14 protein-coding genes are annotated in these 14,813 nt (G+C 64.8%); 7 read left to right on the top strand and 7 right to left on the bottom strand.

Features of this window, described 5'->3' with window-relative positions; genetic code table 11:
- Nucleotides 1-44 precede the first annotated feature (44 nt).
- The 4 genes from HGO92_RS00750 (at nt 45) to HGO92_RS00740 (ending at nt 7,903) form a co-directional block, all read left to right on the top strand.
- The gene (locus tag HGO92_RS00750; protein WP_169991009.1) at nt 45-2,159 is read left to right on the top strand and encodes a helix-turn-helix transcriptional regulator; all 2,115 of its coding nucleotides are present in this window, start codon (nt 45-47) and stop codon (nt 2,157-2,159) included.
- Between the two features lie 38 nt (nt 2,160-2,197).
- Nucleotides 2,198-5,227, top strand: coding sequence for a LuxR C-terminal-related transcriptional regulator (locus HGO92_RS00745; protein ID WP_169991008.1), 3,030 nt, complete (start codon nt 2,198-2,200; stop codon nt 5,225-5,227).
- 372 nt (nt 5,228-5,599) lie between these two features.
- Nucleotides 5,600-6,052, top strand: a complete 453-nt coding sequence (locus tag HGO92_RS23590) for a hypothetical protein (protein WP_240974323.1) — start codon at nt 5,600-5,602, stop codon at nt 6,050-6,052.
- A 12-nt stretch (nt 6,053-6,064) separates the two neighbouring features.
- Complete coding sequence (locus HGO92_RS00740) at nt 6,065-7,903, top strand: bifunctional polysaccharide deacetylase/glycosyltransferase family 2 protein (RefSeq protein ID WP_346768839.1); 1,839 nt, start codon at nt 6,065-6,067, stop codon at nt 7,901-7,903.
- Here HGO92_RS00740 and HGO92_RS00735 read toward each other — a convergent pair.
- From HGO92_RS00735 to HGO92_RS00710, 6 genes are all read right to left on the bottom strand, one after another.
- Entirely contained in the window at nt 7,893-8,297 is a 405-nt protein-coding gene (locus HGO92_RS00735; protein ID WP_169991007.1) for an NUDIX domain-containing protein, read from the bottom strand. The genes HGO92_RS00740 and HGO92_RS00735 overlap by 11 nt on opposite strands.
- Before the next feature lie 83 nt (nt 8,298-8,380).
- Entirely contained in the window at nt 8,381-9,361 is a 981-nt protein-coding gene (locus tag HGO92_RS00730; protein WP_169991006.1) for a chitinase, read from the bottom strand.
- Between the two features lie 185 nt (nt 9,362-9,546).
- Nucleotides 9,547-11,139, bottom strand: coding sequence for an HNH endonuclease signature motif containing protein (locus HGO92_RS00725; RefSeq protein ID WP_169991005.1), 1,593 nt, complete (start codon nt 11,137-11,139; stop codon nt 9,547-9,549).
- Nucleotides 11,140-11,400: 261 nt separating this feature from the next.
- Nucleotides 11,401-11,595, bottom strand: a complete 195-nt coding sequence (locus tag HGO92_RS00720) for a hypothetical protein (protein ID WP_169990808.1) — start codon at nt 11,593-11,595, stop codon at nt 11,401-11,403.
- Between the two features lie 93 nt (nt 11,596-11,688).
- A complete protein-coding gene (locus HGO92_RS00715; RefSeq protein WP_205834077.1) occupies nt 11,689-12,153 on the bottom strand; it encodes a hypothetical protein in 465 nt (154 codons plus the stop codon).
- 215 nt (nt 12,154-12,368) lie between these two features.
- Entirely contained in the window at nt 12,369-12,650 is a 282-nt protein-coding gene (locus tag HGO92_RS00710; protein ID WP_169991004.1) for a DUF3040 domain-containing protein, read from the bottom strand.
- Between the two features lie 364 nt (nt 12,651-13,014).
- Between HGO92_RS00710 and HGO92_RS00705 the strand changes: the two genes are divergently transcribed.
- The 3 genes from HGO92_RS00705 (at nt 13,015) to HGO92_RS00695 (ending at nt 14,579) form a co-directional block, all read left to right on the top strand.
- Nucleotides 13,015-13,809, top strand: coding sequence for a helix-turn-helix domain-containing protein (locus HGO92_RS00705; RefSeq protein WP_205834076.1), 795 nt, complete (start codon nt 13,015-13,017; stop codon nt 13,807-13,809).
- A gap of 72 nt (nt 13,810-13,881) precedes the next feature.
- Nucleotides 13,882-14,112, top strand: coding sequence for a hypothetical protein (locus HGO92_RS00700; RefSeq protein WP_169991003.1), 231 nt, complete (start codon nt 13,882-13,884; stop codon nt 14,110-14,112).
- Between the two features lie 11 nt (nt 14,113-14,123).
- A complete protein-coding gene (locus tag HGO92_RS00695; RefSeq protein WP_169991002.1) occupies nt 14,124-14,579 on the top strand; it encodes a VOC family protein in 456 nt (151 codons plus the stop codon).
- A gap of 21 nt (nt 14,580-14,600) precedes the next feature.
- On the opposite strand, the gene HGO92_RS00690 is transcribed toward HGO92_RS00695, so the two are convergent.
- On the bottom strand, nt 14,601-14,804 hold the full coding sequence (locus HGO92_RS00690; protein WP_169991001.1) for a helix-turn-helix domain-containing protein: 204 nt from the start codon (nt 14,802-14,804) through the stop codon (nt 14,601-14,603).
- Nucleotides 14,805-14,813: the final 9 nt, after the last annotated feature.

Below are 14,813 nucleotides of genomic sequence, written 5' to 3'. Positions count from 1 at the left end.
CGGATGAGAAGACTTCGCACCGACACGCTCACCTGCCGCCTTCCATGCCGCCGGTTCCACCCCCGGTGGGCAGCCGCAGCAAGCTGGCCGAATCCCTCGCCACATACCTGGCCGCCACCCTCGCCGCGTCCCGGTCCGGCTGTGGCGCACTGTTGATCGGCGGCCCCGGTACCGGCAAGACGTCCCTGGCCCGCGACGTACTCCACCGGCTGCACGGCGAGGTCCACATTGACTACCTCCGCGGCAGCCCCGCCGTTGAACGTCTTCCCTACGGCGCACTGAACGTGCTGCTCGCCGAGATCCCCGAAGCGGAATTGGGACACCCGCTGGCCGTGGTGTGCAGTGTGGCCAGTTTCCTGCACCGGCGATCGGGCGGCAAGCCCGTGCTGCTGTTTGTGGACAACGCGCACGCGATCGATCCGCTCGCTGCCGCGGTCATTACCGCAATGGCCGACGACGGCGACGCCCGCCTTCTGGTGTGTGCGGACGATGCGCGTCGCACGCCTGCCGGGCTGCTCCGCCTATGGAAGGACGGCCGGCTTGCGCGGACGGACCTGAGGGACTTCGGCGTGGAAGAAACCGGTGAATGGCTCGGGGCGGCACTTGGTCCGGGACTGACCCTCTTGGCCGTGCAGGCGCTGCATGAAGCCAGCGGCGGCAATCCGCGGCTGCTGCGCGTGCTCACCCGCGAATGGGTCGAATCCGGCCGGCTGGTACATTGCGACGCCGGGTGGATCCTCACCGAGGCGGACCAGGAAGGCATGGAGCAAGCAGGCCTCGAGAAGGCAGACCTGGAGCAAACAGAGCCGGAGCTGGCAAGCCTGCCAGCCGCCCCCATTGGCACGAATCCGTGTCTATCGGTGCTCACCACTGCAGAGCATGCGGTGCTCGACGGCCGCTATCTTGACGTCGTCGCAGCGGTGGAGGATCTCCTGCCGTCGAGGAACCCCGCCCTGCGGCTGCGGGTAGGAGCAGCCCTCTGTGAAGCCATGGCCGCCACCGGTCGCGAAACCGATGCCCTGGAACTCGCCGCCGAACTGCTCGCCGCCGAACTGCTCGGCACGGACCAAGAGGGCGGGCCCCGCCAACCGGGCGGGTTCGCCCTTGGACTTGCCGATCCCACGGATGAACTTGCTCAACGCACAAGCGGGATTGCCTACGGGGTCCGGCTGCTGGCGCACCAGCGGATGTGGGACGGCTTCGGCCGGTTGTTCGCCGCCGCCACCCCGTCCCGGGCGGACCTCAGCTCCGGCCTGCCGGTCGGCCGTGCCCGGATCTGGCTGTGGATCGAAACGGCTGAGGCGGTAGCCAGCACGGATGCAGGCCTGGCGGACGAAGCGCTGGCCAAACTGCGCCCCGTGCTGGCGCAACTCCAGACCGGCCCCTCCGAGAACGGGCTGAACGCGCTTGCCTCCGCGGCGGCCGCCTACGCGTTCGCCCTCGCCGGCGATAGGCAAGGTGCACGCGCGCAGCTCAGCCAGCTTCCCGCCGTCGTACTTCGTGCCGGCCCTAGGGGGCTGAGCTGGCAGCAGCAGGTCTGGATCCGCTACCTCGGCGCCATGGCCTCGGCCACGGTAGGCCATCGTGACCAGGCCATCGCCCGGCTGCTTCAGGGCGCCGCCCAGGCCACCACCCGCGGCGCGCTCACGGACGAACTGCTGTTCGTCAGCGGTGCGGTCCGCCTCGGCGCCACCGGATCCGCCGCTCGGCTCGCCGCGATCGCGGGCCAGATGCAGGGGGACTTTGCCCGGCTGTGCGGGCTCTTCGGTGAAGGCATCGCGCGCGGGGACGCAGAACGACTGTTCGCCGCGGCGGACCAGGCCGTGTGCCAGGGAAACCGGGTCTTGGCCCAGGAGGCCGCTCGGGCCGGATTGACCATAGCGGCGCGGCAGCACGACACCTCGCTGATGCGTTCCGCGCACACTTTCATTCTTGCCGAACGCAGGCTGCCGGACTTCGCGCCCGGCAGCGGCGGCACTCACGATGCCCTTAGTGGGCGTGAGCGCGAGATCGCTTCGCTGGCAGCAACAGGCGCCAGCAACGCGGTCATCGCGTATCGGCTGCACGTGTCCATCCGCACCGTGGAAGGCCACCTGCAGCAAATTTACCGAAAATTGCAGGTTGGCCCGCCGGCTGTCCCGGCCGGCGCGTTTGCCTAAGTCAGCTGGGCGGTAACACAGCAGAAACACGGTTAATCATGAGTCACTCGATCATCTCCGCACACGCGGGGGCCTTGGCAGAGGCAGGACACAACGGGGAAACGGCACCAGGGGAGGCGCTGACCGGGGAAACAGTCTTTGGGGAATCACCACCAATAAGTACGACGGCGGTGCCTCGCCTTCCAGCCTCGGCAGAACTTCCAGCCTTGGCAGGACGCGGGCGCGCCACGGCCGCAGTCACGGCAATCCTGAACAGCAAGACTGTCCGCGGCGCACTGATAATAGGGGCGCCGGGGATCGGGAAGACCGCTCTGCTCGGCCACATCGCCCAGGTGTTGAGGCCGGATTTCCGTTTCATCCGGCTTGCCGGCAGCGCGGCATCGCTGCTCGACGTACCGTTCGCGGCGCTGGGTCCGCTGCTCGGCGATGAGGTTCCACCGGCACCGGACACGCCGCCGGTGGAGGTCCTGCGGGCAACCCTGCGGTTCCTCTCTGGCCGCGCCGAACCGCCCGTGCTGCTGGTGGACGATGCCCACGAACTCGATCCCGTCAGCGCGGTCATACTGGCCCAGCTGATCGGAACCGGAGCAGTAAAAGCGCTGCTCGCGGCCCGGCCGGGGAATTCCGTTGATCCGGAGCTGGCGGCCTTGCAGCAGGACGGCCAGCTGGAACGTTGCGAACTGGCCCCGCTGACTGTGCCGGAAGTCCACGACGTCGTCCGGCACGTCCTCGGAGGTCCGGTGCTCCCGGCCGCCACACGACTGCTCTCCCGGAACTCCGTCGGTCATCCACGGAACCTGCTGGCCTTGCTCGAGGAAAGCCGTCGGCTGAACCGGCTGGTCGAACACAACGGCAATTGGCTGCCCACCGGCCGGTTCCCGGAAACCAGCGAGCTCCTGCAGGACATGCTCCGGGAGGACCTGCAGCGGTTGGCAACCGCGGAGCAGGAAGCGGTCTACGCCGTGGCCCTCGCCGGTCCGCTGCGCTTGCGCCTGCTGTCTCGGCTCGCACGGGGAGGGCACTTCGAGCGGCTCCAGGCCGGCCGCCTGCTCGAGTTCGATTTCGAAGAGACGGACCAGAATAGGGACCCGGACTCGGATCAGCAGGACTACACCCAGAATCAGCACCAGGCCCACCGCCAGGACCGGGCAGCCGCGGCGGAAGCGTTGGCCCACTTCGGTCCGTTGGTCCGGCTCGGGCCGGCCTACCCCGCAGCGGCGGTGCGCAGTATCGCGCCCGCCGGCACCCGTCGAGAACTGTACGGCCGCTTCACCCAGATCCTCGTCGACGAACCGGAGCTAACTCCCGACAGCGTGGGGCCGGCCAGGTGGGCCCTCGACGCTCAGCTTCCGCTGAGCGAGAAGACACTGCTGGCCACCGCGCAGCAGGCCAACCGGGGTCACGACCTCGCGCTGGCGCTGCGGGCCGCGACGGTGATCGAGTCGCCGCAGCTGGCACCCGCGGCGGAAGTAGAGATCATCCGGATCTACCTGCGACAGGGGTATGCCGGCCGCGCGCTGGCCCGGTTGTCCAAGGTTCTGGCCAATTCCACCGACCCTGCCGTGCTCCGCGACGCGGTCCTGCTGGGCCAGGAAGTCGTGGTGCGGACCGGTGCCGGGGCGGAGCTGTTGAGCCAGCTGCTCCGGAACTGGGACATCGCGTTGACGCGCCGGATCTTGAAGCCGGAGGACCGCCGGTTCGACAGGCTGCTGCACCATCATGCGATGCAACTGGAAGGCCGGTTTGCCGAAAGCATCCCGGGCCTGTGGCGGTTGGCTGCCGAGGCAGACGCCGCTCAGCAGTACGAGGGTCGCCAGGACCCGGCCACCGAACACGTAGTCCTGGTGGCTAAGACGCTCCTGGCCGAGGCGGCTCTGGCCACCGGCGACCGGCAGACCAGCGCCGACATCGCCAGCGCGGTGCTCCGCCTCCTGGAGGACGAACCGGACACCGGGAACGTTTTGCAGGAAGGCCTGGCCCTCCGCCTCATCCGCTGCCTGGTCCAGGCCAGCCACCTCACCGACGCCACCGGACATCTGGAACGCTACGATACCGACAGGCCGGAATCCCTGGTGGTCTTCGGTGGAACCACTGAGTTCCTGCACGGCTGGGTGGAACTCAAACAAGGGCGCGTCCGGGCCAGCCTGGACCGGCTGCTGCTGGCAGTGGACTCGCTGCGGATGCAGGATCCGCACCAGCTGCTCGGTTACTCGCTGGGCCTGGCCGCGGATGCAGCCGCCATGCTCAACGAGCGCGGGACCGTTGCATCGTGCACCAGCGCCTTCAGTGAGCACCGGGCTCACCACCGGGGCACCATCCGCGAGGCCATGCCCCTGACGGCCCAGGCGCGGATTGCCGCCGCCGGCGCTGCCACGCAGGGCATGACCGCTGCGGTCCAGGAGCTGACCGGGCTGGCGGCACGTCTGGCCCAACTCGGCCGGGTGACGGAGGAAACCGAAGTCCACATCCTGTTGCTGCGGCTCGGTGAACTGGACGGGCTGGCGCGGCTGCGGGACATTACCGCAGCACCGGCCGGCAGGGAAAACGGGTTGCTGCATGCCTTCGCCCAGGCACTGCTGGATAAGAATGCGGACCGCATCCTCGTCCTCGCCCGGGACGCGGCCGATGCCGGATACCCGCTGCTGGCCGCGGAAGCAGCCGCCTACGGCGCCCGGTACCTGGCACGCGAGGGCCAACACGACGGGCACCGCGACGGCCACCGGGCCAGACAGCGGAAGGCCTTGCGGCTGGTCCATCAGCTGCGCCTGCAACTGCCGGACGTGGTGACCTCGCAGCTGGGCGAGCCGTTTGTCACCCGGGAGCTGACCTACCGCGAACGGGACGTCGTCACGCTCGTGGCGCAGGGCATGCGCAGCCGGGACATCGCGGCGCGGCTGGGCGTTTCCGTGCGGACCGTGGACGGCCATATTTACCGCATCTACGACAAGCTGCATGTGCGCACTCGAGCTGAGCTTGCCGCCGTCGTACTCAGTGGCACGCAACAGGTGGAGCCTAGGGCGCTCGCTCCACGTGATTCCGTGCCCGTGTTGCAAGTAGGAGGCGGGTAAAACGCGTAGGAAGCACTCGTGCCGGGGGCTCCGCCGCTTCCTAGGCTGAGGGAATGGGGCAGGCGACGCCACGGCCAACCCGCTCCTGATCCGGGCCGCGGCGGGAAAGCCCCCGCAACTGCCGCGGTCCCGGCCTTGACGGGACCGGCGGTGAACGAAGTCTTCTGAGACCGAGACTTTGCCCCGTCACTGCCGGCCCCGTCTCCCGATCTTGCATTCATTGCCGCTCCCTTGCCGGAGCATCGCTAGTCACCATCCATAAACACCTAGCCACCATCCATAAACCACTGCGTACCTAATCCTTGGGGGATTGATCAACGTGGAGAAGAATGCCTTAGCTGCCCCTGAAAACTGTTCGACCGGGACGCTGGCATGAGCACGTCGGCGAAGATTCCGCACCCTGCCGTTCCGGTTTTTTTCGATCCAAGCGGTAAACGCTGGCGTCGCGTCATGCTCGTCCTGACTGCCCTGCTCGTCGCCATGGCCGGAACTGTGGCCTTCGTGACGCCCAGCGCTCTGGCCCCGACCTGGACCCCGCCGGAAAACCAGTCCGCCAGCTATCCGCGTGAGCTTCTCGCCAGTTGGGACGAAGAGAACATCCCACTGATCGGCGAGGAAACCGGCTTCGCCTTCGTCCGGGTGGACACGGTGGAGCGGATCGGTGGCAAGGTCATGCTCACGGACCCGTTCAGCGACAAGGTCTTCCGGGAAGCCGCCCCTGCTGAAGCGGAGGAAATCGGTCACGCCCCGTACACGGTGGAACGCTTCGGCACCCCGGCCGAGAAACAGCTGATGCTGACCTTCGACGACGGCCCCAGCGCATAGTACACCCCGCAGATCCTGGACCTGCTCTTGCGCGAAGGCGTGCCATCCACGTTCTTCAGCCTCGGCCAGAACGTGGTCAAGAATCCCGACGTCTTCCAGCGCATCATTCGTGAAGGCCATATGGTAGCCAACCACACCATGAGCCACATCGATTTTTATGAGCACGGCGACGTCCGCAACCGCGAGGAGCTGATCGGCACGGACCGGATCATGCGCTCTGTGGGCGGGTATGCCACGCGGCTGTTCCGCATCCCGAAAGGCGACCCGGATAACAACGCCCTAGCGGTGCTGCAGGCGCAGCAGCTCGGGTACCTGCACGTGGACATGGACATGGACACGCTGGACTGGTCCTATGACCCGGGCGAGGAGATCCCGGTGCCGGAACTCGACGGCGATGGCCACATCATCCTCATGCACGACGGCGGCGGCGACCGTTCCGGGACCGTGGCAGTTTTGGCGAAGCTCATCGAGCAGGCCAAGGACAAGGGCTACACTTTCACCACGCTGGCGCCGATCGTGCCAACGGGCTATCTCCCGGTGAAGTCCTACGAAGCGGGCCTCGTCGATCACGCCACCGCGGCGGTGAACACGCTTTACATGGTTGCCCCGCCTACGCTCATCAGCTGGCTGTTCTGGTTCGGCATCGGCTCGCTGACCCTGATGACCCTCGCCTACATAGTCCTGGCGCTCATCGGGCATCGCCGGCAGACCCGCAAGCAGTGGTCCGCGCTGGACGAGGCGTCCTTGCCGCTTGTCAGTGTGATTCTGCCGGTGTTCAACGAGGAACCCGTCATCTTGAAGACCCTGCAGGCCTTGAAGAATAGTGATTACACGGCCATGGAAGTCATCGCGGTCAACGACGGTTCAACCGATAACACCTTGGCGGTGATGAACGAGTTCGCCCGGGACTGGCCCGGCCTGCGGGTGCTGACGCAGGCCAACGGCGGCAAATCCGCGGCGAGTAACTTCGGCATCGCCATGGCCCGGGGCGAAATCATCGTCACGCTCGACGGCGATACCCTGTTCGAATCCCAGACGGTCCGGATGCTTGCCCGCCACTTCTGCGATCCCGACGGCGGCGACCGCGTGGGCGCCGTGGCCGGCCACGTAAAAGTGGGCAACCGGCGCAACCTGCTTACCGCTTGGCAGTCCTTGGAGTACATCTCCGGCATCTGCGTCACGCGTATGGCCGAAGGCTTGGTTGGCGCCATCTCGATTGTGCCCGGAGCCTGCGCCGGATGGCGCAAGGAGGCGCTCGACGTCGTCGGCGGTTACTCGCACGACACCATGGCCGAGGACGCCGACCTCACCCTGTGCATCCAGCGCCTGGGCTACCGGATCGTGCAGGAGAACAAGGCTGTGGCCTGGACCGAGGCACCGATGACCGTGAGCGGCCTGGCCAAGCAGCGGCTGCGCTGGACCTACGGCAACATCCAGGCGCTGCGAAAGCACTACACGATGATCCTGCGTCCCAAGTACGGGGTCCTGGGCATGGTTGCCCTGCCGTACGCGCTGCTCTCCACCCTGGTTCCGCTGGTGTTCATGCCGCTGACCGTCGTGGTGGCCGGCATCAGCCTGGCCAACGGCAACTGGCAGAGCATCGCTTGGTTTGCGCTCTTCGTCGCCGTGACGCACTTTGTCATCTCGGTGATCGCGCTGACGATGGTCAAGGAGAGCCTGTGGCACCTGCTCATGGTGCCGATCTACCGGCTGATCTACGAGCCGCTGCGGGCCTATCTGTTGTATGCCGCCCTGATCCAAGCCATGCGGGGCCAGGTGGTCGGCTGGTACAAACCGGAACGGACCAACAGCGTCATCGCCCCGAGCATGTCCACCCGGCTCAGTACATAGCCGCCAGCAACGGCAGGATGTGTTCGGTCAGCAGGGGAGCGAGGTCCTGCCGCGTGGAAGCCTCGTCCGGATGCAGCCAGAGGACCTCCTCGATCTCTGCCGCCGCGACAGGAGCCTGGCGGACCGAGCAGCTGAAGATCCCGGCGTCGATAAAAGTGTCCGCCTCATTGGCAGCAGCGCCGTACCAGCGGCCAAGGTCCGTCAGCCCGGACTCGTCCACCCGGATTCCCAGTTCTTCCTCGAGTTCGCGCACTGCAGCGGCCGCGAAGGTTTCGCCGGGCTCCAGCTTGCCACCGGGCTGCATGAACTTGGTGGTCCCATGCTTGCGGACCAGCAGCAGCCGGCCGGCGTCGTCGCGGATCACCAGGGCGGAAAGCGTCAGAACATCGGGCACCACAAGAGCGTAGCGAAAAAAGCTACACCGGTTGAACAGCCGCCAGTGGTAACGGGACCGTGCCGGCACTAATAGGCAGCAGGCTAGAGCAAGCTGCTACTGAACCCGCCGCCGAGGATGCGCGAGAACGCCCCCGGTTCTTGCTCCACGCCGCTGCAGGTGGGGGATGTTTGGCCGAGGTCCGCCTCGTCCGGATCACAGGCCGTGTCCCGGTTGAGTGACCACATGGACATCCTGCCGACACCGCGGCTCAAAGCGAACTCGTTCAAACTTTCTGCGGCTGCCAGATCAAAAACATCCGATTCGACGTCGTTCTGGCCGATCATTGGCGTCAGGCCGATCTTGCGCCAGAGCTCCTGCCCGTCCAAGCGCTGCCCAACTTGAGCATAGATGTCCCTGAGCTGTTCGTGGGTGGCATCAGCCGCCGCTGTCGAAGCATCAAGCATGGACTGCCCACCATCCCGGCTGTCGCTGAAGTTCATGGTCATGATGTTGACGCCCGCTAGGTCTACTCCGGAGTCGAGCATCTGTGCCACCGCGGCAATACTCTCTTCCTCCAGGCCATTCGGAGAAACTGGCAACGTTAGCCAGACTTGTAACGGATTCTGCGGTCCGCGCTCCTGCTGCAGCAAAGCCACTGCCTCAGAGCGCAGCCGTAGGGACTCTTCGTCCTTGAGGTCGTTCCCTTCGACGTCGAGGTCGATGGTGCTGATGCCATAGCGGTCCACCACGCTCCTGTATGCCTCGGTCAATGCTCCGAGGTCAGCGCAGACCGTGGCCAGTTCCTCCTCGAGCTGCCCGCCGAAGGAGATGACGACGTCTCCACCATTTGCCCTCAACCCGGCTATGCGCTGGTCCAGTCCGAGCGTCCCCGCCTTGTCCAAGCTGAGATAACCGCCCCAGGACGGGGTGCAGGGATCATCGGGATGCGCCACGATGAAAGACAGCACCGCGAGTCCGGCTGCTGGATTCGGCGGTTTGTCCAGTTCGTATTCGGACGGCAGGGTTACGTCCACGTAGCCGGCGTACCACGGGGCAGGTGTGTCGGCAGACGGCTCATTCATATCGGTACAACCTGAAATGGCGACAACCAGCGCGAGGGAACCGGCAACCATTGCACCGCGTAGTTGAAATGGGCTCCACATCGCCGGGTCCCCAAACTGTTGGCGAAAATGCGCGTGCAATTGCCGTCAGTCTAACTTTCGTTTGTTGGCCTGGCCTAGAGCCGCAAGAACTGCCGCAGCAGCTACTACCCGGCTGCTTGGGCTGCTATGGCGAGCGCCTCGGGGATTCCGGCGTGCCAGTACAGGTTTCGGCGCGCTCTTCGTTCCGGGTCGAGGTATGCCGGCGGGATGAACCAGGGGATGCCTTGCCGGACCTCGATTTCCCAGTTCCCGTTGTCCATAAGAGCGTGGTGAAACGAACAAAGTAACGTCCCGTTAACGACCTCCGTAAGGCCGCCGTCCCACCAGGGCTTGATGTGGTGGGCTTCGGCCCAGACAGCGGGTATGCAGCAGTCCGGAAAGGCACAGCCTTTGTCCCTTGCGACAAGCGCACGGCGCATCGCGCGGTTGAAGAACCGCTGCTTCCTGCCGACGTCGAGAATTTCGCCCTTCGAGCCGAGCACCACCGGGATAATGTCTGCGTCGCAGGCGATCCGCCGGGCCGTCTTGGGAGTGACCAGCCCGCCGAACACGGCATGGCCGCTTCCCGCGATTTCGCCGCGCAGTTGCTGGTATCCGATGGTGACCATGACTTGGGGACGATGCCCGCCGGTGTCCGGCAGCTCGTCCGTGGCCAGTGCCAGTTTGCAGCCCGCGACGAGCCCGTCAAGCAGCTGCTGCTCTCTGGTGCGCGGGTCCTCCCACGCCTGGCCGCTGTCCTGTCCGTTCTCCGGCTCGGCACCGATAGCCACAGGGTTTTCGGAGGATGCGCCTGATTCCGAAGGTGCGCGGTTTGCGGCGATGCGCGGGTTGGTGGCCACGTTCATGACCGTGGCGATGTACTCATGCTGTTCGTCGGTGGCCGCGATTTCGAGTTTGTGGAGACCGTTTCGCTTGCCCTTGTAGAAGACGCCTTGTCGAGCCTTGAGCAGTTCAGGGGACGGCTGGGCCCCGTCCTGATCCAGTGCTGCTTCCCACGTGGCCACGAGTGTAAACAGCACGTCTGCGTTGGTCTCCTGGGCCTGGCGGGTGAGGTTCTCCTCCATGGCGGCCAGTGCTTCAGGGGCCGCTACCGGGCGGACGCGGTCCACCGCATCCCGGATCATGGTGGCGGCCTTGCCGCTGATGGCTCCCTCGGCCAGCGCTTCGCCGAGATGTTCGAGTTTCGCTGCTCCCAGCTCGCCAGTGAGCTGGCGCCGCGGCAGAATGTCCGCCGCTACCCGGAGCCGGCGGCGCGCCTCCGTCCGGCTGATGCCGAGGCGCCCCCGAAGATAGTCGGCTGCGTCTTTGAACTCGGGGCGCGGCTTCTTCCGACCGGTGCCAGTTGCTGTGGCGGACGTTGTGTCCGATACAGCGGCACCGGGAGTGGACGTGTCCGATACAGCGGCACCGGGAGTGGACGTGTCCGATGGTGCCGGAGGATCCGACCAGCCAAGCCTGCCGCTGGACTCACCGAGGGCTGCAACGTTCTGGTCTTCCACTGCTCTGGCACCGACCAGCTGCAGAAATTCGACGACTTTGGCCAGTTCTTCAGTGAACGCAACAGAGTCAGCGAGATCCCGGCGGGACATCAGCAGTGAATCCTGGACAAACTCATCGGCTATGCGGAGGACTTCGGAGCGCAGGGCGGCGAGGGAGCTGCCCGCTCCGTCCGTTTCCTCCAGCATTCCAATGGCCATACCTCAAGGCTATTAGAACGCCTGTTCGAGGAGGATGGTTCCTCGGGTTATGTGGACAAGTTCCGACTGTGGAGGGGGAGTGCCGTCTACCCGAGGGGCATGCAACACCCGGTAGGGCGAGGAAGCGTCCTTCCCCGCCACCAAACCATGCAGGCGGAGGTCGATTCCTTCCTCCGCCTGCGCGTCAGCTTGTCCATGAGCGTTCTTGCGGCCGGACTTCATTCTCGGATCGATGCGGATGACTGCGGCTGCCGGTGACGCTCAATGGAGCCCTACGTGTGAATGCAGCCCAAGGTCGTCGACGTCGGCAGGTCCTTCAGCTGGTTCCTCCGCATGCATCCGTTCGTCGCTTGGATCGAATGCTGCGTCTCCTTCCGCAGGAGCCTCGCTGTGGACCCTGAGCTCCTGGCTCGAATACTTGTCTTTTTCCATTTCCGTCACCTTCCAGATACTCATGAACCGATGGGAACTTTCTGTTGGATCGGCAGGGCAGGACGGGTTTCACTGATCTTAGAAGGCGAGCAGTCAAGCCGATACTGGCACGGCTGTTCAGGACTTCGCCCGGCCTCGCCTGCTCTTGCCTGTGTCGTACGTCCGCGCCAGTTGTGCCAGCGCCAGTGCGGCGACGAGCAGGCCAAAGTCACGCAGGGCGACGTCGTAGAAACCGGAGTACGTCAGCAGATTAATGATGATGCCCGCGAGCCACAGGGCCACGACATAGGCCGCATAGCGTGGTTTGATTGCAATCATTATGCCGGCAACAATCTCGACGATGCCGATGATAATCATTGCGGTATGGCTGCTGAAAGGCAGCACATCTACTAACCAAGGGGCCAAATAAGCCTCCCAGTTGGTCAGGACGTTGGCGAATTTATCCACACCGAAAACAATCGGAAGGACAATGAAGCCAACCCAGAGTGTCAAAAACGCGCCATAGGCCGGTTCTGCCTTGGCCCGCTGAAAGGCCTGGCTGATCCCGCTACCGGCGGGGATGGGAATAGAGGTGGCAGCCACGATAATCTCCTTTGAAGTGACGATGGTGACGATGGTGACGATGGTGACGATGGTGACGATGGTGACGATGGTATTGGTGCAATCCGGATGCGCTTGAGTTCTTGGAGTCCCGATGTTTTATTCGAGCCATCGGGACGGCAACCCGGAGGGATGCCGCGGCCAGCCGGGGCGGGGTGGCCGCGGCGGGTACGTGGGCGCATGCCCTCGATTGGCCGCTACCCTAAGCGGCCGCCGGGATCCCGCAAGTTGATGGACCAGTACGCGCCGGCGCCCATCAGGACAAAACCGATGACTCCGATGAGCGCAGGTTGATGGGAGATACCGAAGATCAGTAGCAGGAATCCGGCAATCATGATGAGGATTCCGGCCGGTAGGGGGAACATGCGCGAAGGGCTTGACCAACCTGAGAGCAGCTTTCGGGCCAGCTTGGGATCCTCGGCGCTTAACTCTCGTTCCAGTTCTTCGAACTGCTTCCGTTCCTCATTCGACAGGGGCACCAGAATCTCCCTTTCTGCGGCGGGAGCAGTAGCTCCGGGCAGTCTCCCGGCAGGAGTTCTGGCGGGCGGCTCGGCTAAAGCGTCTTTAGGTGTTCGGGTTTCCCGCCGTAGCAAGGGGGATTGCCGACGAAGGCTGCGGGTTCCGCCTCTGCCTTCGGGGATTTCAGCGTCAAGAGAAGTGTGTTAGAGCAGACTTTACTACAGTAAATTCCGTAAAAATAGACCGCGGCTTTCTGCCCGTAGGAGGGCACGAGACTTTCGGGGCAAGGCGCTGCTCGTCCGACTAGCTTGCACGGCTGAGAAATAAGAGCTCGGGCGGCCGAAATGGTGGCACTGAGCGCCCATATTTATTACAATGAAGTCCGTGGAAAATGACCAGAACCACACCCCGCTCGGCCCGCTTCCGGCCAACTCGGGAACGAATGCACCCATGTCTTCGGCGCGCGCGGCTCTGCTGCAGCGGCTGCGCGACCAGCCCGAGGCCTGCACCGTGGAGAAACTGTCGACCGACACCGGCCAGCACCAGAATACGATCCGCGAACATCTAGAGGCGTTGGTCGAAGCCGGGCTGGCCCGGCGGATGACGGCAGCCCGGGGCAGCCGGGGAAGACCAGCACGGCTGTACCAGGCGGTCCCGGAGGAATCACAGGCCACAGCCTACGCCGCGCTTGCGACGATTCTCGCCTCGCATATTGCAAACAGCAGTACTCAACCACGGGCGGAGGGGATCAGTGTCGGTGAATTGTGGGCCAGGCAGTTGGAACGCGATGGGCCTCCTTCCGGGACCGATCACCCGATGGACGGGACGGATGGTCTGTCAGCGCGCCGGCGGACGGTGGCACTACTGGAATCTGTCGGATTCGGAGTTGACGTCGATGCTTCATGGAGCGCGGTTAGACTGACCCGTTGTCCGCTACTGCAGGCTGCCCGCCAGACCCCGCACGTTGTCTGCTCGGTGCACCTGGGCATGGTGCGCGGCTTGCTCGCCCAGCTGGGGGAGGATCCTGACCAAGCCCAACTGATTCCCTTCGCCGAACCCGGGGCCTGCATCCTGCGGTTGGGCCACCCGAGGCAAGGCCCCGAGGAGATGGACCAACAGGCGGATCCCACAGGGCCGTCGTCCAAGCCCGTCCGCCGAACCGGCCACACCGGAGCATAAGCGTTCCAGGGCACCGTCAAAGCGGGACCTCGTACCCTTCTGCCTTCGGGCCAGGACTGCCATCATGGAGCCATGGATACCACCGACCCGGTTTTGCAGGCCCAAGCCAATCTCAAAGAGGCCGAAAAGCAGTTCAAGCACGCGCAGGAGCAGTTCAAGCGACACGAGATTCCCCAAGAGCGGCTCGACGAATTAGGCAGGCTGCGGGACCTCGCCGCGGACGATCTGCGCCGCACCACAAAAGTATTCGGTTCCCCGATTCCCGATGACGAGAGGTGGAGTGGAAACTTCAGACCCGCCTGACACAGGGCAGGTTGGACCTGACCAAGCAGTACCAGCCGCTCAAGGAAGGCCCCATGAAGTACTCGGCGAAGGTTGTTTCATCAGTGCTGTTCGTATCCCAACTCGAGCGGTCAGTGAACTTCTACTGTGACGTGTTCGGCTGCGAGCAGGCCATCAGGGAGGAGGGCGCAGCCCTTCTTCTGGACCCCGGGGGATTCCAGGTCTATCTGATTGCGCAAGGCTCGGGAGCCGCACACTATCCCACCGGCGTCGGGCCCCGTCTGCTGATGTGGGCGACCGACAGCATGGAGGGGCTCGAGCATTTCGAGCAGGTGCTGAAAGACAGGACCGATCACACCTACAAACACTCAACAGGCGGCGTGACATTTGTTGAGGTCCGGGACCCGGATGGCATCCGGGTCGTCATCGCCTACCCCGATCCCGAGCAAATGCCTCGTTCCGTCCTGGACCTGCGCCTCTACCTGTGAAGTTGCGGCTCCGCTGCGGTTCTAGGTGCCCCCGGCCCGCACCGTTCCGTTTTCCAGATAGTTAGCCACCGCTTTTTCGCTGACCCGGTAGCTTTGGCCGATCCGGACGGCCGGCAGCTTGCCGGTGTGGACCAGCCGGTAGATGGTCATTTTCGAGACGCTCAGGTGCCCGGCGACCTGGGCGACGGACAGATATGTCGTGTTGCTGTCGATCTGGTTATCCATCTGGATCCC

The sequence above is a fragment of the Crystallibacter degradans genome (assembly GCF_012952295.1).
Classification (GTDB): Bacteria; Actinomycetota; Actinomycetes; order Actinomycetales; family Micrococcaceae; genus Crystallibacter; species Crystallibacter degradans.
Note: the sequence above shows the minus strand (reverse complement) of the source record. Positions and strands in the feature narration are given on the sequence as shown.

What these genes read in the sequence shown, in the direction of transcription:
- HGO92_RS00750 (WP_169991009.1), top strand. Translation starts at nt 45, where the DNA reads ATGCCGCCGGTTCCACCCCCGGTGGGCAGCCGCAGCAAGCTGGCCGAA.
- HGO92_RS00745 (WP_169991008.1), top strand. Translation starts at nt 2,198, where the DNA reads ATGAGTCACTCGATCATCTCCGCACACGCGGGGGCCTTGGCAGAGGCA.
- HGO92_RS23590 (WP_240974323.1), top strand. Translation starts at nt 5,600, where the DNA reads ATGAGCACGTCGGCGAAGATTCCGCACCCTGCCGTTCCGGTTTTTTTC.
- HGO92_RS00730 (WP_169991006.1), bottom strand. Translation starts at nt 9,361, where the DNA reads ATGAATGAGCCGTCTGCCGACACACCTGCCCCGTGGTACGCCGGCTAC.
- HGO92_RS00725 (WP_169991005.1), bottom strand. Translation starts at nt 11,139, where the DNA reads ATGGCCATTGGAATGCTGGAGGAAACGGACGGAGCGGGCAGCTCCCTC.
- HGO92_RS00720 (WP_169990808.1), bottom strand. Translation starts at nt 11,595, where the DNA reads ATGAGTATCTGGAAGGTGACGGAAATGGAAAAAGACAAGTATTCGAGC.
- HGO92_RS00700 (WP_169991003.1), top strand. Translation starts at nt 13,882, where the DNA reads ATGGATACCACCGACCCGGTTTTGCAGGCCCAAGCCAATCTCAAAGAG.
- HGO92_RS00690 (WP_169991001.1), bottom strand. Translation starts at nt 14,804, where the DNA reads ATGGATAACCAGATCGACAGCAACACGACATATCTGTCCGTCGCCCAG.